Source organism: Streptomyces sp. NPDC101191, from assembly GCF_044767915.1.
Classification (GTDB): Bacteria; Actinomycetota; Actinomycetes; order Streptomycetales; family Streptomycetaceae; genus Streptomyces.
This window is the reverse complement of the sequence record NZ_JBIWOU010000004.1, coordinates 482,631-502,223: the sequence shown is the minus strand read 5'-3', so window position 1 is coordinate 502,223 and position 19,593 is coordinate 482,631. Positions and strand designations below refer to the sequence as shown.

Below are 19,593 nucleotides of genomic sequence, written 5' to 3'. Positions count from 1 at the left end.
ACTCGTCAGGAGTACTGATGGGATCTCCGGCACACGAAACGTGAACATCGCTCACCATCGTCGTGCCGGAGGTCCCCTTGTTGCGAACCACCCTTGCGGCGGGCGCCGTCCTCGCCTCGCTGCTCGCCCCGACCGCCGCTCACGCGGACACCGGCGGGGACGCGATACCCGCCCTCACCGACTCCCGCGGCCGCGCCCTCACCCTGCGCGGCTGGAACCTCGCCGACAAGGCCCACAGCGGCGACCAGGCGCTCAGCGGCATCACCGAGAAGCACTTCCGTGACCTGCGGGCCAAGGGCTTCGGCTTCGCGCGCCTGGTGGTCTTCTGGGACGACCTGGAGCCGCAGCGGGGCCGGTACAGCCAGTCCTACCTGCGGAAGATCGAGCGGATCCTGGGCTGGGCCGAGACGTACGACGTGCGGGTCGTCCTCGACGCCCACCAGGACGTCTTCGGGCCCGCGTTCGGGCACCGGGGCATCCCGGCCTGGGCGACGCGCACCGACGGACTTCCCTTCACCCCGCACCCCGACGACTGGTTCTCCGAGTACTTCGAACCGGCCGTGCAGCGGGCCTTCACCCACCTCTACGAGGACCCGGACCTGCGGCGGGCCCAGGCCCGGATGTGGCGCGTGCTCGCCGAGCGCTTCCGGGACCACCCCGCCGTCCTCGGCTACGACCTGATCAACGAGCCCATGGGCGAGCTGCGCGACGGCGAGGACCTGGCGACCGCCGCGCGCCGGATCGAGCGCGAGCAGCTGACGCCGATGTACAACCGGCTCGCGGACGCGGTCCGATCGGCCGACCGGGACGGCTGGCTCTTCGTCGAACCGACCCCGATCGTCGGCGAGGGGGTCCCCACCGGCCTCGGCCGGATCGACGACCCCAAGATCGTCTACGCCCCGCACTTCTACAACTCCGGCATGGAGGCGGGCGCCGACTACGACCCCGCGGCCGGCTGGATCGAGAACTACGAGCAGGCCGTGACCGCGTACCCCAAGGAGTACAAGGTCCCCGTGGTCGTGGGCGAGTGGGGCCCGCTCAACAACTCGCTGCCGAACATGAACCGCTTCTTCCGGGAGGCCATGGCCTCTCTCGGCCGCTACAGCTCCGGCTGGGCGGGCTGGGAGTGGTGCTACGGAGGCGGCTACTGCGCCGTGGACGGCGCCGGCGCCTTCCGCATCAACAAGGAGCTGACCGCCGAGCCCTACGCCGAGGCCGTCGCCGGCACGGTCCGCACCAGCGCCTACGACTCCGTGGCCGGCGTCTACCGCCTCGACTACGACGCCGCGGACCGGCGCGGCTCCCGTGCCACCGAGCTCTCCCTGCCCCCGGGCGCCTGGCAGGTCGCGACCCGGGGGAGGGCGATCGTGCTCCGCCCCGACCCGGGCAGGGCCCTGGTCCTGGCCGCCCCGGGCGCGCGGGTGACGGTGACGGTCACCCGGCGCGGCTGAGGCGGCCCCGGGGGAGAGAGGGGCGAGGGGACGGGGCCGGGGCGCCGGCGGGGCGGCCGGCGGGGCGGCCGGCGGGCCCTTCGCGCCTGACCGGGCGGCCGCCCGGTCGGGCCGTGGGTCCTATCGGTCGGCACTCCGCTCCGGCTTCAGCAGCGACAGGAGGCTGTCCGCCGCCACGCCCAGGTGCCGACGGGCCTCGGTCATCTGGTCGCGGCTGACACCGTGGTCGCGGGCCGCGTCCCGGATGTCGTCGCGGAAGCGGTCGAGGAGCCGGTCGAGCTCGCGGGCCGGGTCGGCCGCGGCGTCGATGTCCTCGGCCCAGTCGGAGACGGCCTGCTCGGGGGAGGCCGGGCGGGCCGAGGGCGAGCCGTGGGCCGAGCCCGTCACCAGACTGCCCAGCTGGGCGGTGATGTCGGAGATGCCCTCCCAGACGCCCTTGGGCCATTCGCCGCGGGCCATCCGGTCCTGCACCTGGTCCTGGACCTGCTGGGCGATCCGCTGGAACTCCTTCGCCTGGCGCTTGGCCGACTGGGCTTCCGCGCGGGCCTGGCGGGTCTGCTCCTTCCACTCCTCGCGCGCCCGGCGGGCCTGCTCCTTCCACTCCTGGCGGGCCCTGCGCAGCTCCTCCTTGGGGTCGGGGAAGGCCGAGGACGTGCTGCGCGAGGCGGTCGCCGCCGCGCGCATCTCGCTGCGGAGCTTGCCCGCCGCGCCGCGCACGTCGTCACGGATCTCCGCGGCCAGCTCGGAGACGGACTCGCGGATCTCCAGCTCCAGGTCGGCCAGCTCGCCGCCCCGCCCGGCGAGCTCGGCCCGGCCTGCCTCGGTGATCGAGTAGACCTTGCGGCCGCCCTCGGTGGCGTGCGTGACCAGGCCCTCGGCCTCCAGCTTGGCGAGCCGCGGATACACCGTGCCGGCCGAGGGGGCGTAGAGGCCCTGGAAACGCTCCTCCAGGAGCCGGATCACCTCGTAGCCGTGGCGGGGAGCCTCGTCGAGCAGCTTGAGCAGATAGAGGCGGAGACGGCCGTGGGCGAAGACGGGCGGCATGTCAGAGGACCTTTCCGGACGCGGGGGAGGTGGCGGTCCAGCCGTCGCCGTCGGGCTCCGGCTCGGGGCGGCGCAGCAGGGCGATGGAGCCGGAGACCGTGGTCGCCCTCAGGGTGCCCCGCCCGGCTCCGAGGGTGCCGGTGATCGACTTGGCGCCCCACTGGCCGCCGACCCGGAGGTCCTCGAAGGCGTTGGAGACGGAGCCGCTCGTGGTGCTCGCCTCGACCCTGGCGTCCGACGGGTGCGGCAGCCGGATGGCGATCTCGCCGGAGACGCTGGTGAGCCGGACGTCGGCGGGCGGGCCGTCGAGGTCCGCCGCCGGGTCGAGGTCGATGACCATGTCGCCGCTGACGGTGTCGGCCTTCACGGAGGAGCAGGCCCCGTCGATCACCGTGACGTCGCCGGTCACCGAGTTGACCTGGAGCGCGCCCGTGACGGACTGGGCCGCCAGGTTCCCGGAGACGGTCTCGGCGCGGACCGGGCCGGCCAGACCGACCAGGGTGGTGTCGCCGGTGACGCCGCGGACGGCGGTGCGCCCCTTGATGCCGGAGATCACGGTCTCGGCGGCCACCGCCCCGACCTCGACGTCCGCACCGGCGGGGACGGCGACGGAGACGACGACCTTGCGCCGGTGGCCCTTGGGGTCGAGCCACTTGAGGAAGCCCTTCCAGTGCAGGTCCTCGTAGCTCACCGTCAGGGTGGAGCCCTCCTGCGAGACGACGAGCGGCGGGCCCTCGATCTCGGAGATCTCCAGGCGGGCGGAACTCTCGTCGGTCCCCACCACGTTCACCGTTCCGTTGACCACGCGGACCTTGAGCCGGGTCACGGACTCGGTCAGCGGGATCTTCCGGGGCTCGGTGACGGACCACTCTGTCATGGTGCTGCCCTCCCGTGTCATGGCCGGCGCCGCCGCTCGCGGCGAGCACCGGTGACGCAACATATCGCGTCTTCGCAATACACGATATATCGCGGTCGCCCCAAGTCAACCCTGATAAACCCCCGACGGGGTCGTCCTCGAGTCGGCCATTCATCGCCATACCCAGACAAATTGGCCTAACTTAGGGCCATGAACGCGACATCGGGATCCCGCTTCGCCGGGGCGCTGCTCCTCTGCCGGGCCGAGCCGCCGGCGGTCCGCCCGCCGGCCCGCCTGCTGCGGGAACAGCTGCTCCTCGCCCCCGCGGGACCCGGCTGGAGCGTTCTCGTACCGGAGGGGAAGCCCTGGCTCGAGGACGGCGAGCCCGTCGAACGGGTCGTCACCGGCTGGGCCACCGCCCTCGCCGTGTCCGCCGCCACCTGGCCGGTGCTCGCCCTCTGGTGGGACGCGGACCGCGCGGGATTCACCCTCGCCGCCGGATTCCGCCGCACGGTCGGCTACACCTGGCTCGCCGCCGGCACCCCGGTCGGCGAGGACGAGGCCATGCGCACCTTCGCCGCGCGACTCCACCTCGACCCGGTCCTCGACGTCCAGGCGCTGGAGCCGCTCACCCGGCCCGACCCGGACGCCGACGCCCACAGCAGGCTGGTCGGCCTCACGGCCGTCCTCGCCCGCACCGGACTCGCCCTGCCGACGGGACTCGCCCCCGGCGACAGCCCCGACCGGCTCCGCTCCGTCGCCCACGCCCAGGGCGCCGAACTCCTCGAAGCCGCCGGCTGGCGCGAGACGGTACGCGCCGAACTCGACGTGGTGGAGGGCGGCCCGCTCGGTCCGTACCTCCGTGGCCCCCGGGCCCGCCTCCTGGGCGCCGCCCAGCTCGCGGCCGGACTGCCGCTGCTCGCCTGGGGGATCGGCCGCCGCAGCGGCGGCTGGACGGCGGCCGGCGTGCTCCTCGTCGCCCACGGCGGGCTGGGACTCGCGTACGACCGCCTGCGCGACGTCCCTTAGGGCGCCGCCGGCCTGCGGAGGGCTCGTGCCCTACTCGTCGTCGTCCTCGTCGTCGAGGCGGGCGAGCCAGGTCGCGAGGCGCTCGACCGGCACCTCGAAGTCGGGGTTGAGGTCGACGAACGTGCGCAGCTGCTCGGCGAGCCACTCGAAGGTGACCTCCTCCTCGCCGCGCCGCTTCTCCAGTTCCTCGATGCCACGGTCGGTGAAGTACATGCGATCAGAATAGGCCGTGGTGAAACGCCGGAGGCCCGGCACCCCGAGGGGTGCCGGGCCTCCGGACGTGTCCGGGACGCACTACGCGTCGAAGACCTCCGCGACCAGCTGAGCCTGCTCCGCCTGGTGGCGCTTGGCAGAGCCGACCGCCGGGGACGACGAGTGCGGGCGGGAGATCCGGCGCAGGCGCTCGCCCGCCGGGATGTCCGCGCCGACCGCCAGGTCCAGGTGGTCGATCAGGTTGAGCGCGATGAACGGCCAGGCACCCTGGTTCGCCGGCTCCTCCTGGGCCCACAGGTACTTCGCCGCGTTCGGGTACTTGGCGATCTCGGCCTGCAGCTCGGCACCCGGCAGCGGGTACAGGCGCTCCACGCGGATGATCGCGGTCTCCGTGTCGCCGCGCTTCTGACGCTCGGCCTCCAGGTCGTAGTAGACCTTGCCCGCGCAGAAGACGACCTTGCGGACGTCGGCCGCGTTGACCGTCGAGTCGCCGATCACCGGGCGGAAGCCGCCGGTGGTGAACTCCTCCACCTTCGACGCCGCGGCCTTCAGACGCAGCATCGACTTCGGGGTGAAGACGATGAGCGGCTTGTGGTGCGGGTTGTGGACCTGCCAGCGCAGCAGGTGGAAGTAGTTCGACGGCAGCGTCGGCATCGCGACCGTCATGTTGTCCTGGGCGCACATCTGCAGGAAGCGCTCCGGGCGGGCGGACGAGTGGTCCGGGCCCTGGCCCTCGTAGCCGTGCGGCAGGAGCAGCGTGACGCCGGAGGTCTGGCCCCACTTCTGCTCGGCCGAGGAGATGAACTCGTCGACGACGGTCTGCGCGCCGTTGACGAAGTCGCCGAACTGGGCCTCCCAGACGACCAGGGCGTCGGGGCGGGCCAGCGAGTAGCCGTACTCGAAGCCCATCGCCGCGTACTCGCTGAGCAGCGAGTCGTAGACGTTGTAGTGGGCCTGGTCCTCGGCCAGGTAGAGCAGCGGGGTGTAGTCCTCGCCGGTCTCCTGGTCCACCAGGACCGCGTGACGCTGACCGAAGGTGCCGCGGCGGGTGTCCTGGCCCGAGAGGCGGACCGGGGTGCCCTCCATCAGCAGGGAGCCGATGGCGAGGGTCTCGCCGAAGCCCCAGTCGATGGTGCCGTCGTCGATCGAGGCCGCACGGCGCTGCATCTGCGGCAGCAGACGCGGGTGGACCGTGATCCGCTCCGGGACGTTGACCTGCGACTCGGCGATCCGCTTCACGACCTCCTGGGAGACCGCGGTGGTGACGGCGACGGGGAACTCCGGCTTCGGGTCCGGGACCTGGGTCGGGGCCGGGGCGGCGGTGGCCTCGCGGACCTCCGCGAAGACCTTCTCCAGCTGACCCTGGAAGTCCTGGAGCGCCTGCTCCGCCTCTTCCAGCGTGATGTCGCCGCGACCGATGAGCGACTCGGTGTACAGCTTGCGCACCGAACGCTTCTTGTCGATCAGCGTGTACATCTGCGGGTTGGTGAACTGCGGGTTGTCGCCCTCGTTGTGACCGCGGCGGCGGTAGCAGATGAGGTCGATCACGACGTCCTTGTTGAACGTCTGGCGGAACTCGAAGGCGAGCCGCGCCACGCGGACGCAGGCCTCCGGGTCGTCGCCGTTCACGTGGAAGATCGGGGCCTCGATCATCCGCGCCACGTCCGTCGCGTACATCGACGAACGCGAGGACTCCGGGGCGGCGGTGAAGCCGACCTGGTTGTTGATGACGACGTGGACCGTGCCGCCGGTGCGGTAGCCGCGCAGCTGCGACATGTTGAGCGTCTCGGCCACGACGCCCTGGCCGGCGAAGGCCGCGTCACCGTGCAGGGCGACCGGCAGGACCGTGAAGTCCGTGCCGCCCTTGTTGATGACGTCCTGCTTGGCGCGGGCGACACCCTCCAGGACCGGGTCGACCGCCTCCAGGTGCGAGGGGTTGGCGACCAGGGAGACCTTGATCTGCTCGCCGTCGAGACCGGTGAAGGTGCCCTCGGCGCCCAGGTGGTACTTCACGTCGCCGGAGCCGTGCATCGACTTCGGGTCGAGGTTGCCCTCGAACTCGCGGAAGATCTGCGCGTACGACTTGCCGACGATGTTCGCGAGGACGTTCAGGCGGCCGCGGTGGGCCATGCCGATGACGACCTCGTCGAGGCGGGACTCCGCAGCGGAGTCGATGACCGCGTCGAGCAGCGGGATGACGGACTCGCCGCCCTCCAGCGAGAAGCGCTTCTGACCGACGTACTTGGTCTGCAGGAAGGTCTCGAAGGCCTCCGCCGCGTTCAGCCGGCGCAGGATGCGCAGCTGCTCCTCGCGCTCCACGCGCGCGTGGGGACGCTCCACGCGGTCCTGGATCCACTTGCGCTGCTTCGGGTCCTGGATGTGCATGAACTCGATGCCGGTGGTGCGGCAGTACGAGTCGCGGAGCACGCCGAGGATGTCGCGGAGCTTCATCATCGACTTGCCGGCGAAGCCGCCGACCGCGAACTCGCGCTCCAGGTCCCACAGGGTGAGGCCGTGCTCGGTGATGTCCAGGTCGGGGTGCTTGCGCTGCTTGTACTCCAGCGGGTCGGTGTCGGCCATGACGTGGCCGCGGACCCGGTAGGAGTGGATCAGCTCGAAGACGCGCGCGGCCTTGGTGACGTCGTCGTCGTGCGACGCGTCGATGTCCTTGAGCCAGCGGACCGGCTCGTAGGGGATGCGCAGCGACTTGAAGACGTCGTCGTAGAAGCCGTCCTCGCCGAGGAGGAGGTTGGCGACGATCCGCAGGAACTCGCCGGAGGCCGCGCCCTGGATGACCCGGTGGTCGTAGGTCGAGGTCAGGGTCATGACCTTGGAGATGCCCAGCTTGTTCAGGGTGTCCTGGGAGGTGCCCTGGAACTCGGCCGGGTAGTCCATGGAGCCGACGCCCATGATGACCGACTGTCCGGGCATCAGACGCGGCACGGAGTGGACGGTGCCGAGGCCGCCGGGGTTGGTCAGGGAGACCGTGACGCCGGTGAAGTCCTCCATCGTCAGCTTGCCGACGCGGGCGCGCTTGACGATGTCCTCGTAGGCCTGCCAGAACTCGAAGAAGTTCAGGGTCTCGGCCTTCTTGATGCCGGCGACGACGAGCTGGCGGTCGCCGTTGGGCTTCACCAGGTCGATCGCGAGGCCGAAGTTCACGTGCTCCGGCTTGACCAGGGTCGGCTTGCCGTCCTTCTCCGCGAAGGAGTGGTTCATCGTCGGCATGGCCTTGATCGCCTGCACCATCGCGTAGCCGATCAGGTGCGTGAAGGAGATCTTCCCGCCCCGGGCGCGCTTCAGGTGGTTGTTGATGACGATCCGGTTGTCGAAGAGCAGCTTCACCGGGACGGCGCGGACGGACGTGGCCGTCGGCATCTCCAGCGAGGCGTTCATGTTCTTCGCGACCGCGGCGGCGGGGCCGCGCAGGGTGATCAGCTCGGGACCCGCGGGGGCCTCCGCGGCCTTGGCCGGAGCCGGGGCGGCCGCGGCCGGAGCGGCCTTCACGGCGGCCGGAGCGGCGGCGGCGGGCTTCGCGGCGGGCGCCGGGGCCGTGGGGGCCGCGGCGGCGGGCTGCGCGGGGGCCGGAGCGGCCGGAGCCGGCACGGCGGCCGGAGCGGCAGGCGCGGCCTGTGCGGGGCCCGTCTGCGTCGCGGCGGGGGTGCTCTGCGTGCTCGGGGTGGTGGCGGCCGGGGCCGTGGGGGTCTCCCCGGCTCCGGGCTTGTAGTCGGCGAAGAAGTCCCACCAGGCACGATCGACCGAATTCGGGTCCTGGAGGTACTGCTGGTAGATCTCGTCGACGAGCCACTCATTGGCACCGAAGGCGGTTGCAGGGGACTTTCCCTGCCCGTCTTGGTCGGTCGGGGAGCTCGGGGTACTGGGGGACTGAGACGACACGGCGGCAACCGCCCTCTTCCGCTTCACAAGGTGATGGACAGCGGAAATAAAGGCTACGCCTCCCTGGCCGGGAGGTGCAGGCGGGGCAGTCCAACGTCGCGCAAGTCACACTTGACGCGGCGTTTCAGGGCTGTGAATGGCGGGAAACAAGCGTGGTTCCGCACCTGTGAGGGTACGGGGAACCGCGGCTACGGCCGGATTTGGCCGTACCCCTGACCACGTCCCGTGCGTCTGTCGTACAGGAACACGCAGAACGAGAGCTTCCGGTTCGAACCCTACGTCAATCGCGTGGAGGAAAGCTGCCCGGAAGAGTGAGTCTGATGCGGCAGCCGCGTGACGATTCGGCCACTCCGATGCGGCCGCCGTGCAGATCCACCGCCCAGCGCGCGATCGCCAGTCCCAGACCGGTCCCGCCGTCGCTGCCCGGGCCCTGCTGCGCCGGGACCGTGCCCCGGTTGAAGCGCTCGAAGACCTTGTGCCGCTCCGACTCCGGAATGCCCGGGCCCTCGTCCTCGACCTCGACCTCCAGCGAGTCCGGGGCCGGCCCGCGCCGGGCCCGCACCGTCACGCGCCCGTGCGGCGGCGAGTGCTTCACCGCGTTGTCGATGAGGTTCGCCATCACCTGGTGCAGCCGCTCCGCGTCGGCGTCCGCGGTCAGCTCGGGCGGCGAGACGTCCAGGTGCAGGTGGACGTCGGTGCGGTTGTGGAGACCGGAGGTGGAGGACAGTCCGCGCTGGGAGGCCGCCAGGTTCGCTTCCCGCAGAATTCCCGACAGGTACGGCCACACCTCGAAGCGGCGTCGCCGCAGCGTGACGACACCGTTGTCGAGCCGTGACAGGTCCAGCAGCGTCTCCACCAGCCGGCCGAGCCGCTCGGTCTGCTTCAGGGCCGTGCGCATCGTCTCCGGATCGGCCTCGGAGACCCCGTCGACGACGTTCTCCAGGACCGCGCGCAGGGCGGCGATCGGGGTGCGCAGCTCGTGCGAGACGTTGGCCACGAGCTCCTTGCGGTGCCGGTCCACCGCCTCCAGGTCGTCGGCCATGCGGTTGATCGTGGAGGCCAGGTCGCCCAGCTCGTCCCTGCGGTCCGCGCCGCGCACCCGGCGGCTGAAGTCGCCGCGCGAGATCGAGCCCGCCACCGTGTTCATCTCGTCCAGCGGGGCCGTCAGGGACTGCGCCACGAACTGGGTGATCAGGAGGGTCGCGATCATCGCGAAGATCGTGATGTACCGGAACTCGGTCGAGGTCCGGATCGCCACCAGGGCGAGACCCGAGGTCAGCAGGACCGCCCCGACGACCAGGGTGCCCAGCTTCGTCTTGATCGAGATCGCTATGCGGCGGCGGCGCCCCGGATGCCCGGGGCGGCCGGGCCGCACGGGGCGCGCGGGCCGCGCCGGCCGCTCTCCCGGCCCTCGCCGGCTCACGGCGCCGGGGTCTCCAGCGCGTATCCGACACCGTGGACCGTGCGGATCCGCTCGGCCCCGATCTTCCGGCGCAGCGCCTTGATGTGGCTGTCCACGGTCCGGGTGCCGGAGGCGTCCGCCCAGTCCCACACCTCGGCGAGCAGCTGCTCGCGCGAGAGCACCGCGCGCGGGGTGTTCGCCAGGCAGACGAGCAGGTCGAACTCGGTCGGCGTCAGGTGCACGTCCTCGGCCCTGACCCGGACCCGGCGCTGCGCGTGGTCGATCTCCAGTTCACCGAGCCGCAGGATGCCGCTGCGCGGGGTCACCGCCGCCAGCGCCGCCCGCTCCACCCGGCGCAGCAGCACGTGCACCCGGGCGGCCAGCTCGCGCATCGAGAACGGCTTCGTCATGTAGTCGTCGGCGCCCACGCCGAGGCCGACCAGCATGTCCGTCTCGTCGTCCCGTGCGGTGAGCATGAGGACCGGGACGGGCCGCTGGGCCTGCACCCGGCGGCAGACCTCCAGGCCGTCGAAGCCGGGGAGCATGATGTCGAGCACCATGAGGTCCGGCTGCCAGGCCTCGGCGGCGTCCACGGCGGCCGGGCCGTCGGTCGCGGTCTGCACGAGGAAGCCCTCGGCGCGCAACCGGGCGGAGATGGCGTCCACGATCGTCGCGTCGTCCTCGACGACGAGGACTCTGCGCTGGGCCCCCGGAGTCGCCGCACCCTGGTTCGTGGTGTGTGTCTGCTCCATTGCCCCGCCTCGCGTCGCCGATGTCGGTGCAGCAGCCTAGAGGCAGCGGCGCGGTCAAGGCTACGCAGTCGATCAGGAGGGCCGGACGGCGAGGTGGACCACATCGGGGACGCCCCGGGCAACCGGGATCTCTTCGGTCCGTACCCCGTTGAATCCGGCATTCCGCAACGACTCTTCGAAATCGGCGGACGGCTGCGCGGACCACACGGCGAGGATTCCGCCCGGGTTGAGCCGGGCCGCGCAGAGGCCCAAACCCTCGGTGGAATAAAGGGATTCGTTGTCCTCGGTGACCGTCCAGTCGGGCCCGTTGTCGATGTCCAGACAGAGCGCGTCGTAGGTGTCCGAGGTGGTGCGGAGGTACGCGAGGAGGTCCGTGTGCAGGATCACGGTGCGCGGGTCGGCGAGCGCGGCGCCCGAGATCGCCGCGAGCGGACCCGCGCGGTGCCACTCGATGATCGCGTCCTCACGCTCGGCGACGGCGATCGTGCCCCAGCGGGGGTCGGCGGCGGCGTGCGCGAGCGAGAAGCCCACGCCCAGACCGCCGATGAGCACGGAGGGGCGGGAGCGGTCGCCCGTCGGCAGCGCGCCCAGTGCGGCGTCGATCAGGAGACGTTCCGAGCGCCCGTCCGAGGTGTCCATCAGGAAGGTGCCGTTGGCAATGATCTCGAAGTGCGTGTCGCGCTGTCGCAGGACGACTTCTCCGTACGGACCCTCGCGGCGGTCGAGGGTGACGGGGCTTGACATGTCCACACTCCGCGGCTCGTCGGGTACACGCTGTCCCGGCCATCCTCGTCAAGGCGGGACGGCCGGGACAAACGTTTAACGCCCGCCCGGGCGGCGGGGTGCCGGTTACGGGCGCGGGGCGTCGTTCCGCACGTACAGCTCGACGCGGTGGAGCGCGCGGCGGGCGTCCACCGGGGTGCCGTAGGTGCGGTCCCAGGTGATCGGGGCGATCGTCACGTGCCCCTTGTCCAGGAGCCAGGTCGAGTCGGCGTCCGCCCGGCCCTCGGCGCACTCGCCCTCGCCGCTGCCGTCGAACGGGCACAGGCCGAGCGTGATGTCGAAGGAGTCGCTCGTGCCGCGCTGCGCGAACGCGTGGTAGGCGACGGCTCCGTCGCCGACCCGGGTCCACACCGGGGCCTTCGCCCGCTGCCCCGCGCTCACGTCCGGGTAGTCGACCTTGAGCGCGAAGGCGGGGGTGAGCAGCCCGCGCTGCCGCAGGTCGGCGACGAGGCGAGCTCCGAACTCGGCGTTCGCGCGGTAGTTCTCGCGGGGGAAGGACGTGTTCGTGGCGTCTCCGGAGGAGGAGAACGCGAGGGCCGGGACGCCCTGGTCGATCGCCGCCACGGCGGCGCCGACGGTGCCGGAGTCGTTGACGCTCGCCGCGACGTTCGGGCCCGAGTTGATGCCGGTGAGGACCAGGTCGGGGGCGTCCCGCCAGCCCGCCTTCGCTCTGAGGCCGCCGCGCAGTGCGAGCTTGACGGTGTCGGCGGGAGTGGCGCTCGGGGTGTCCTTGCCGCACGGGCCCGCGGACAGGCAGACCCCGTAGACGGCGCCTCCCGACGGGGCGGAGGAGCAGTCCCCCTCGTAGCCGGCGGGCAGTTCGGTGCGGCGCTGGGCGGTGACGACGCCGCCGTTGGTGACGGCGGTCCCCTTGCCCGACTGGACCTGCCAGGGGGCCATGACGACCACGTCGGCACCGGCGGCGCACATCGCGCGGCGCAGCTCGTAGAGGCCGAGGCCGTCGGAGTTGCCCGGCTTGGCGGCCTGCATGGAGTCGTCGTTGGAGATCAGCACCCGCAGGCCGGCGAGGGGCCTGGCGGCGGGGGCGCCGGGAGGTGCGGGCGTGGCGGCGTAGGCGGTGGCCCCGACGGCGACGAGGGCGGCTGCGGCGGACAGGGCGAGGTACTTGCGCATGGCGGTGCGCCCCTTTCATAGGCATGACACGTGAGGTGCTGCGGGTAGGGGTGATCCGGGGCCCTGCCCCCCACGGGAGGGCCCCGGATCGGTGCGGGGCGGCGTCAGGAGCCCCGCGGTCCGTGGTGAGCCGGCCGCACCGGCGAGACGTCACGGCCTCGCGCCGGTGTCGCGGTCAGGGGCGCGGCCTCACAGGTCCAGGCCGTGGCCGTACGGGAAGAGCGGGTTCTCGGTGTCGTTCGGGACGTCCGGCCGGGAGGCGGCCACCGCCGCCATCGAGCGCGGCAGCTCGAAGGGCAGCCGGCCCTCCGGCCTCGCCCGGCCGAAGGCCACGTCGAGGACGGCCTCGTCGCTCGCCCCGTAGTCGGCGATCAGCGCCGCCGCGTGCTCGGCGATCTCGGGGACGACCGCCGGGCGCTCCAGATTGACGCAGACCAGGGTCGGCGCCGCCTGGAGGAGGGTGAGGACGCGGGTGAGTTCCGGCTCCTCGAAGGCGAGCGAGCCCGAGTGGAAGAACGACTCGAACATGTTGTCGCGCTCTTCGTACGGGGTGCGCAGCCGCAGAATCGCCAGGTCGGCCCCGGCCGGGTCGGTCACCACGTCGCCGTACGCGGCCGCGACCACCGGGTCGACGTTCTCCACGTACAGCTTCGGGCGGTCCGCGAACGGCAGCGGACCCTTGGTGAGGACCGTCAGCGAGCGGCGCTGGGCGGCGGCGCCGAGGGCCGCGAAGTCGGCGCGGCCGACGGTCTCCGCGGCCTCGTCGGGGTCCACGCGGCGCCGCTCGTCGAACAGGCCGAGCACGAACTTCTCCCGCAGGAGCCGCCGTACGGACCCGTCGATCCGGGCCTCCGTGATCCGGCCGGAGCGGACCAGCTCGACGACCACCTCGGGGCACTGCTCGCCGCCGAACTGGTCGGCGCCCGCGTCCAGCGCCTTCGCCGTCCGCTCGGCCAGGCTCAGGTGCTCGACGCCCCAGGCGCGGGCCTCGTGCGGCTCGCCGAAGATCACCGAGTCGGTCAACAGGCCCCAGTCGGTGCAGACGATGCCGGTGAAGCCCAGCTCGTCACGGAGCAGGCCCTGGACGACGCCCCGGTTGAAGCCGAAGCCGACCTCCTCCCAGTCCGTGCCGATCGGCCGGCCGTAGTACGGCATCATCTGCGAGCAGCCCGCGGCGATGGCCGCTCTGAAGGGTTCCAGGTGGTAGTCGCGCATGCCGCCCGGATAGATCTGGTCCTTGCCGTGCGGGAAGTGCGGGTCCTCGCCGTCCTTCTGCGGGCCGCCGCCGGGGAAGTGCTTCACCATCGCGGCGACCGAGTCCGGGCCGAGCTCCGGGCCCTGGAGGCCGCGGACGTAGGCCTCGACGAGTTCGCTCGTGAGCCGCGCGTCGGAGCCGAAGGTGCCGGACTGGCGGGCCCAGCGGGGCTCGGTGGTCAGGTCGATCTGCGGGTGCAGCGCGGTACGGAAGCCCACCGAGAGGTACTCGCGGCGCACGGTGTCCGCGAAGCGGAAGACCAGCTCCGGGTCCCGGATCGCGGCGAGGCCGAGCGCCTCGGGCCAGGCGGAGAAGGCGCCGGCGTTGAAGGAGGCGCCGATGTTGTCGGTGAAGGCGTGCCGCGGGTCGGTGGAGAGCGAGACCGGGATGCCCAGCCGGGTGCCGGCGGCCATCTCCTGGACCGCGTTGTGCCACTCGGCCATCTCCCGGGCGCCGTAGCTGCCGAGCAGGTTGAAGTGGGTCAGCCCGCGCTCGACGACCAGCTCGGGGGTGGTGAAGGGCAGGAGCGAGCCGTCCGTCTCGGTGACCGGGGTGCCGTCCGGGTTCATCGTCAGCATGGAGTGGAAGAGCTGGCCGGCCTTCTCCTCCAGGGTCATGCGGGAGAGGAGGTCCTCGACGCGGTCGGGGACGGGGCGGGTGGGGTCCTGGTACGGGTGCACTGTCTGCCTCGCTCGAAGAGGGCGCCCTCGCCTGGGGAGGGTGCCGCGGTCGCCGCCGGGGCCACAGGCTAAGCGCGAAAACCGAGTGCCCACTAGGTTTGTGTGATGTGTCCTGGATCACATGCCGGGGGGCGTGGTCCAGGGCGGGACTAGGGTGGGCGCATGCCCGAGAAGAAGGTCCCCGCGAACCGCAAAAGCGCAGGCCGGGGCACGTACGCGGTCGGCGACGCACGGCGTCGGAAGATCCTCGACACGGCCGTCGAGCACTTCGGGCAGTGGGGTTTCCACGCCTCCTCGCTGGCCCGGATCGCGCACGACTGCGGCATCACCCAGGGCGGTCTGCTGCACCACTTCCGCAGCAAGGAGGACCTGCTGCTCTCGGTGCTCGAGCAGAGCGAGCAACACGACGTGGAGCGGCTCTTCAGCGAGGAGCCGGAGTCCTACGCCGCGTATCTGGACACCCTCGTCGCCCTGATCGGGGACAACACCCGGCGCCCCGGCATCGTGCGCATGTTCAACGTGCTCGTCGGCGAGTCCGGCAACCTCGGCCACCCCGCCCACCAGTACTTCAAGGAGCGCTACGCGCGCGTGCTGCGGCACACCGTCGACCTCCTGGAGGCCGCCGTCGCGCGCGGGGAGCTTCGCGCCGGCATCGACTGCCGGGCCGTCGGGTGCGAGCAGCTCGCCGTCATGGACGGGCTGCAGATCCAGTGGGCGCTCGACCCGGAGTCCATGGACATGCCCGGGCGGGTGGGGGACTTCCTGCGCCGCCAGTACGAGGAGATCAAGGCGCCCTCCGCCGCCGGGGCCTGAGGGGCCGCCGATCGGGCCCGATCGGCGGGTCGGGCCGAGGTCGGCCGGACGTGCCCTGCGCGAGGTCGGCCGGACCGGCGGGTCGGGCCGGGGTGTGCCGTACAGGCCGTGCGGGCCGGGGCGTGCCGGATCGGCCGTGCGGGCCGGGGTGTGCCGGATCGGCCGTGCGGGCCGGGGTGTGCCGGATCGGCCGTGCGGGCCGGCGGGCCTCAGGGTGAGGTGGGCGGATGCCCCTCGGGCAGGGCCTTGAACACCCGCTCCAGGGCGGCCGGCCGCTCCTCGCCGTCCTGGACGACCACGAGCCGCTGGGCGTACGTGACGTAGTACGTGAAGCCGTCGGCCACCGGGCTTCCGGTGGGACGGGCAGGCACCTTCGCGTAGGCCGGGTCCTCCAGGGCGGCGCGCAGCTCGGCGACCTGGGCTGCGGTCAGCCGGCCCGAGGTGGGCGGCCGGGTGCCCTTGCGCAGCGTGTAGGCACCGTCGTACTGCACGACCAGCTTGTTCCGGACTCCGGCGAGGCCGCCGTTCACGACGACCTCGACCAGGACCTCCTGGGGCGCCGGCTCGTCCGGGTGCCCGGCCGTCACCGTGGCCGTGGCGACGGGCGTCTGCCCGCTGGGCACCGGCGGGGAGCTGCTCCCCGGGGCGTCGGGGTCCGCCGCGGGGGCCTGGCTGCAGCCGGCCAGGGCGACGACCGCGGCAAGCACCGCCGCGACCCCGTACCGCTTGACGTGTTCCATGGGGTGAGCATGCCCGCACACCCGGCCCTCGCGCAGCCCGAACGCGTCAGCCCGTGCGCACGATCCCGGTGAGCGGGCCCCGGTGGTACCAGTCCAGGGAGTCGTAGAGCGCCATCCCGTCGGTGGTCGCCGCCAGGACGCCGGTCTCCGCGCCCGCCTGGGCGGCCGCCGCCTCCAGGGTCCGCATGACGTTGCCGCCGAGCCCGCGCCGGCGGTGGGCGGGGTCCGTCTCGATCTGGTCGGCGACGGCCGTGAGCCCGGTGGGCGCGATCTGCCCGCGGGCCGCGAGCGCGCCGTCGGGGGCGAGGATCCGGACCCTGATCACCCCGTCCCGGGTCTCGGTGGTCCGCGCGTAGCCCTCGGGCGGGGCGGGCCGGGCGGCGGGGTCGAGCTTCTTGGTCATCATGAACCCGGGGTCGTCCGGGACGGTCCACCCCTCGGTGATCCAGGGCGCGACCTCCTCGGGTGTCGCCATCACCTTGAGCCAGGCGTGCGGCTCGCGGATCTGCGCGCACAGCCGGCCCACGGACTCCGCGTCCGGGTGCGGCAGCACGTGCCGGAAGGGGTGCTTCGGCAGACCGACGTCGATCCGGTAGCCCCAGGGCTCGACCACGGCGGGCGGGGTGCCCCGGGAGACGGTCCAGCCGGCCACCCAGGCCGAAGTAATAGACGACATATCCATGGGGGTATTACAGCCCCCGTTTGCGCCCCGTGGGGGGCTGATCGCTCAGAGCGAACACCCGTCGGGGAACAATCAGCGGCTCACATGCATTGAGTCGGCATAGCTCAACTTGACTGCCGAAGGGGAGATCATGGCTTCTGAGTCCATGGCGTCCGCGCCGCTCACACTGCCTGTGCTGCCGCTCGACGACGAGGTCGTGCTGCCCGGCATGGTGGTGCCGCTCGACCTGTCCGACAACGACGTGCGGGCCGCGGTCGAGGCCGCACAGGCCGCCGCGCGAAACGGGAACGGGAAGCCGCTCGTGCTGCTCGTGCCCCGGGTGGACGGCACGTACGCCGGGACCGGTGCGCTCGGCACCGTCGAGCAGGTCGGCCGACTGTCCGACGGCGACCCCGGCGCGCTCATCCGCGGCCGCGGCCGCGTACGCATCGGTGCCGGTACGACGGGGCCCGGCGGGGCCCTGTGGGTCGAGGGCACCGTCGTCGAGGAGACCCTGCCCGACCCGCTGCCCGGCTCCGTGGCCGAACTGGTCAAGGAGTACAAGGCGCTGGCCACCAGCTGGCTGAAGAAGCGCGGCGCCTGGCAGGTCGTCGACCGCGTCCAGCAGATCGAGGGCGTCGGAGCCCTCGCCGACAACTCCGGCTACTCGCCCTTCCTCACCGTCGAGCAGAAGGTCGAACTCCTGGAGACCGCCGACCCGGTCGCCCGCCTCAAGCTCGCCACCGCGCAGCTGCGCGAGCACCTGGCCGAGCAGGACGTCGCCGAGACCATCGCCAAGGACGTCCAGGAGGGCGTCGACAAGCAGCAGCGCGAGTTCCTGCTGAGGCGTCAGCTGGAGGCCGTGCGCAAGGAGCTGCGCGAGCTCAACGGCAAGTCCGGCGACGACACGGCCGGCGAGTCCGACGACTACCGCGCCCGCGTCGAGGCCGCCGACCTGCCCGAGAAGGTCCGCGAGGCGGCCCTCAAGGAGGTCGAGAAGCTGGAGCGGTCGAGCGACCAGTCGCCCGAGGGCTCCTGGATCCGCACCTGGCTCGACACCGTGCTCGAACTCCCCTGGAACGAGCGCACCGAGGACTCCTACGACATCCAGGCCGCCAAGGCGGTCCTGGACGCCGAGCACGCCGGTCTGGAGGACGTGAAGGAGCGGATCACCGAGTACCTGGCGGTGCGCAAGCGCCGGGCCGACCGCGGCCTCGGCGTCGTCGGCGGCCGACGCGGCGGCGCCGTGCTGGCCCTCGTGGGCCCGCCCGGCGTCGGCAAGACCTCCCTCGGCGAGTCCGTCGCCCACGCGATGGGGCGCACGTTCGTCCGGGTCGCGCTGGGCGGCGTACGGGACGAGGCCGAGATCCGCGGCCACCGGCGCACGTACGTCGGCGCGCTGCCCGGCCGGATCGTCCGCGCGATCAAGGAGGCCGGGTCCATGAACCCGGTGGTCCTGCTCGACGAGATCGACAAGGTCGGCTCCGACTTCCGGGGCGACCCGGCGGCGGCGCTCCTGGAGGTCCTCGACCCGGCGCAGAACCACACCTTCCGCGACCACTACCTGGAGGTCGAACTCGACCTGAGCGACGTGGTCTTCCTCGCGACGGCGAACGTCCTCGAGGCCATCCCCGAGGCCCTTCTCGACCGCATGGAGCTGGTCCGGCTCGACGGTTACACCGAGGACGAGAAGGTCGTCATCGGCCGAGACCACCTGCTGCCCCGGCAGCTGGAGCGGGCCGGCCTGGTGGAGGGCGAGGTCGTCCTGGAGGAGTCGGCCCTGCGCAGGCTCGCCGGCGAGTACACCCGGGAGGCCGGCGTCCGGAACCTGGAGCGGTCCATCGCCCGGCTGCTGCGCAAGGTCACCGCGCAGCACGAACTGGGCGAACGGGAGCTGCCGTTCGCGGTCGGCGCCGACGACCTGCGCGGACTGATCGGGCGCCCGCACCACGTGCCCGAGTCGGCCCAGGACCCGGCCGAGCGCCGCACCGCGGTGCCGGGAGTGGCGACCGGACTCGCCGTGACGGGCGCCGGCGGCGACGTGCTCTTCGTCGAGGCCTCGCTCGCCGACCCCGAGACCGGCGCCGCCGGGCTGACCCTCACCGGTCAGCTGGGTGACGTGATGAAGGAGTCCGCGCAGATCGCGCTCTCCTTCCTCCGCTCGCACGGCGCGGAGCTGGAGCTGCCCGTCACCGGTCTCAAGGACCGCGGCGTGCACATCCACTTCCCGGCGGGCGCGGTCCCGAAGGACGGCCCGAGCGCGGGCATCACGATGACGACGGCCCTCGCCTCGCTCCTGTCGGGCCGGCAGGTCCGCACGGACGTCGCGATGACCGGCGAGGTCTCCCTGACCGGACGGGTCCTGCCCATCGGCGGCCTGAAGCAGAAGCTGCTGGCCGCGCACCGGGCGGGCATCACGACCGTCGTGATCCCCAAGAGGAACGAGGCGGACCTGGACGACGTCCCCGCCGAGATCCTGGAGAAGCTGGAGGTCCACCCGGTCACGGACGTCCGGCAGGTCCTGGAGATCGCCCTCACCCCGGCGGAGCTGGCGGTGAGCGCGGCGGCCTGACGCGCCTGGGCGCGGGCTGCCGGGGGAGGCAGCCGCACGTCGGCGGCGTGACCGCGCCTGGCGGCCCGACCCGGCGGCGTGACCGCGCCTGGCGGCCCGACCCGGCGGTCTGACGGGCCTGGCGGCTTGACCCGGTGGCCTGACCCGGCGGCCTGACGCGCCTGGCGGCCCGACCCGGTGGCCTGACGTACCCGGTGGGGGGGCCCCCCCCCGGGGGGGGGGCCCCCCCCCGGGGCGGGGGGGGGCGGCGAGGCCGCCGGCCGGGGCCCCCGCCCGGGGGCCCCGCCCCCCCCCCCCCCCCGCGGCGCCCG

Annotated in this window: 15 protein-coding genes; 4 read left to right on the top strand and 11 right to left on the bottom strand. The window is 72.6% G+C overall.

What is annotated here, in order from left to right:
* The first annotated feature begins 77 nt into the window (after positions 1-77).
* On the top strand, positions 78-1,451 hold the full coding sequence (locus ACIRQF_RS18840; protein ID WP_404093428.1) for a cellulase family glycosylhydrolase: 1,374 nt from the start codon (positions 78-80) through the stop codon (positions 1,449-1,451).
* Between the two features lie 120 nt (positions 1,452-1,571).
* On the opposite strand, the gene ACIRQF_RS18835 is transcribed toward ACIRQF_RS18840, so the two are convergent.
* Entirely contained in the window at positions 1,572-2,495 is a 924-nt protein-coding gene (locus ACIRQF_RS18835; protein WP_404093425.1) for a helix-turn-helix transcriptional regulator, read from the bottom strand.
* Position 2,496: 1 nt separating this feature from the next.
* Entirely contained in the window at positions 2,497-3,372 is an 876-nt protein-coding gene (locus tag ACIRQF_RS18830) for a DUF4097 domain-containing protein (protein WP_376632336.1), read from the bottom strand.
* Positions 3,373-3,561: 189 nt separating this feature from the next.
* On the opposite strand from ACIRQF_RS18830, the gene ACIRQF_RS18825 reads away from it, so the two are divergent.
* A complete protein-coding gene (locus ACIRQF_RS18825) occupies positions 3,562-4,380 on the top strand; it encodes a hypothetical protein (RefSeq protein ID WP_376632338.1) in 819 nt (272 codons plus the stop codon).
* Positions 4,381-4,410: 30 nt separating this feature from the next.
* On the opposite strand, the gene ACIRQF_RS18820 is transcribed toward ACIRQF_RS18825, so the two are convergent.
* The 7 genes from ACIRQF_RS18820 to ACIRQF_RS18790 all read right to left on the bottom strand — a co-directional run bounded on the left by ACIRQF_RS18820 (position 4,411) and on the right by ACIRQF_RS18790 (position 14,496).
* Entirely contained in the window at positions 4,411-4,593 is a 183-nt protein-coding gene (locus tag ACIRQF_RS18820) for a DUF6104 family protein (RefSeq protein ID WP_019075209.1), read from the bottom strand.
* Between the two features lie 81 nt (positions 4,594-4,674).
* Complete coding sequence (locus ACIRQF_RS18815; RefSeq protein ID WP_382480502.1) at positions 4,675-8,490, bottom strand: multifunctional oxoglutarate decarboxylase/oxoglutarate dehydrogenase thiamine pyrophosphate-binding subunit/dihydrolipoyllysine-residue succinyltransferase subunit; 3,816 nt, start codon at positions 8,488-8,490, stop codon at positions 4,675-4,677.
* A 280-nt stretch (positions 8,491-8,770) separates the two neighbouring features.
* Complete coding sequence (locus tag ACIRQF_RS18810) at positions 8,771-9,865, bottom strand: ATP-binding protein (RefSeq protein ID WP_376632612.1); 1,095 nt, start codon at positions 9,863-9,865, stop codon at positions 8,771-8,773.
* Positions 9,866-9,909: 44 nt separating this feature from the next.
* Positions 9,910-10,644 carry a response regulator transcription factor gene (locus tag ACIRQF_RS18805; protein ID WP_376632342.1) on the bottom strand — a complete coding sequence of 245 codons (735 nt, stop codon included), beginning with the start codon at positions 10,642-10,644 and terminating at the stop codon, positions 9,910-9,912.
* A gap of 72 nt (positions 10,645-10,716) precedes the next feature.
* Positions 10,717-11,388 carry a spermidine synthase gene (locus ACIRQF_RS18800; RefSeq protein ID WP_404093420.1) on the bottom strand — a complete coding sequence of 224 codons (672 nt, stop codon included), beginning with the start codon at positions 11,386-11,388 and terminating at the stop codon, positions 10,717-10,719.
* A 105-nt stretch (positions 11,389-11,493) separates the two neighbouring features.
* Positions 11,494-12,561 carry a 5'/3'-nucleotidase SurE gene (gene surE / locus ACIRQF_RS18795; protein ID WP_404093418.1) on the bottom strand — a complete coding sequence of 356 codons (1,068 nt, stop codon included), beginning with the start codon at positions 12,559-12,561 and terminating at the stop codon, positions 11,494-11,496.
* Positions 12,562-12,750: 189 nt separating this feature from the next.
* Entirely contained in the window at positions 12,751-14,496 is a 1,746-nt protein-coding gene (locus ACIRQF_RS18790) for a glycoside hydrolase family 3 protein (RefSeq protein ID WP_404093415.1), read from the bottom strand.
* Positions 14,497-14,658: 162 nt separating this feature from the next.
* On the opposite strand from ACIRQF_RS18790, the gene ACIRQF_RS18785 reads away from it, so the two are divergent.
* The gene (locus ACIRQF_RS18785) at positions 14,659-15,309 is read left to right on the top strand and encodes a TetR/AcrR family transcriptional regulator (RefSeq protein ID WP_382480491.1); all 651 of its coding nucleotides are present in this window, start codon (positions 14,659-14,661) and stop codon (positions 15,307-15,309) included.
* A 209-nt stretch (positions 15,310-15,518) separates the two neighbouring features.
* Here ACIRQF_RS18785 and ACIRQF_RS18780 read toward each other — a convergent pair whose 3' ends face one another.
* Both ACIRQF_RS18780 and ACIRQF_RS18775 read right to left on the bottom strand, forming a co-directional pair.
* Complete coding sequence (locus tag ACIRQF_RS18780; RefSeq protein ID WP_404093412.1) at positions 15,519-16,049, bottom strand: hypothetical protein; 531 nt, start codon at positions 16,047-16,049, stop codon at positions 15,519-15,521.
* Between the two features lie 46 nt (positions 16,050-16,095).
* Positions 16,096-16,731, bottom strand: a complete 636-nt coding sequence (locus ACIRQF_RS18775) for a GNAT family N-acetyltransferase (protein WP_376632353.1) — start codon at positions 16,729-16,731, stop codon at positions 16,096-16,098.
* Positions 16,732-16,861: 130 nt separating this feature from the next.
* On the opposite strand from ACIRQF_RS18775, the gene lon reads away from it, so the two are divergent.
* A complete protein-coding gene (lon, locus tag ACIRQF_RS18770) occupies positions 16,862-19,282 on the top strand; it encodes an endopeptidase La (RefSeq protein ID WP_376632355.1) in 2,421 nt (806 codons plus the stop codon).
* The last annotated feature ends 311 nt before the right edge of the window (positions 19,283-19,593 follow it).

Coding starts and splice junctions, on each gene's coding strand:
- ACIRQF_RS18825 (WP_376632338.1), top strand. CDS start 3,562: ATGAACGCGACATCGGGATCCCGCTTCGCCGGGGCGCTGCTCCTCTGC.
- ACIRQF_RS18780 (WP_404093412.1), bottom strand. CDS start 16,049: ATGGAACACGTCAAGCGGTACGGGGTCGCGGCGGTGCTTGCCGCGGTC.
- ACIRQF_RS18820 (WP_019075209.1), bottom strand. CDS start 4,593: ATGTACTTCACCGACCGTGGCATCGAGGAACTGGAGAAGCGGCGCGGC.
- ACIRQF_RS18785 (WP_382480491.1), top strand. CDS start 14,659: ATGCCCGAGAAGAAGGTCCCCGCGAACCGCAAAAGCGCAGGCCGGGGC.
- lon (WP_376632355.1), top strand. CDS start 16,862: ATGGCTTCTGAGTCCATGGCGTCCGCGCCGCTCACACTGCCTGTGCTG.
- ACIRQF_RS18805 (WP_376632342.1), bottom strand. CDS start 10,644: ATGGAGCAGACACACACCACGAACCAGGGTGCGGCGACTCCGGGGGCC.
- ACIRQF_RS18835 (WP_404093425.1), bottom strand. CDS start 2,495: ATGCCGCCCGTCTTCGCCCACGGCCGTCTCCGCCTCTATCTGCTCAAG.
- ACIRQF_RS18775 (WP_376632353.1), bottom strand. CDS start 16,731: ATGGATATGTCGTCTATTACTTCGGCCTGGGTGGCCGGCTGGACCGTC.
- surE (WP_404093418.1), bottom strand. CDS start 12,561: ATGCGCAAGTACCTCGCCCTGTCCGCCGCAGCCGCCCTCGTCGCCGTC.
- ACIRQF_RS18800 (WP_404093420.1), bottom strand. CDS start 11,388: ATGTCAAGCCCCGTCACCCTCGACCGCCGCGAGGGTCCGTACGGAGAA.
- ACIRQF_RS18830 (WP_376632336.1), bottom strand. CDS start 3,372: ATGACAGAGTGGTCCGTCACCGAGCCCCGGAAGATCCCGCTGACCGAG.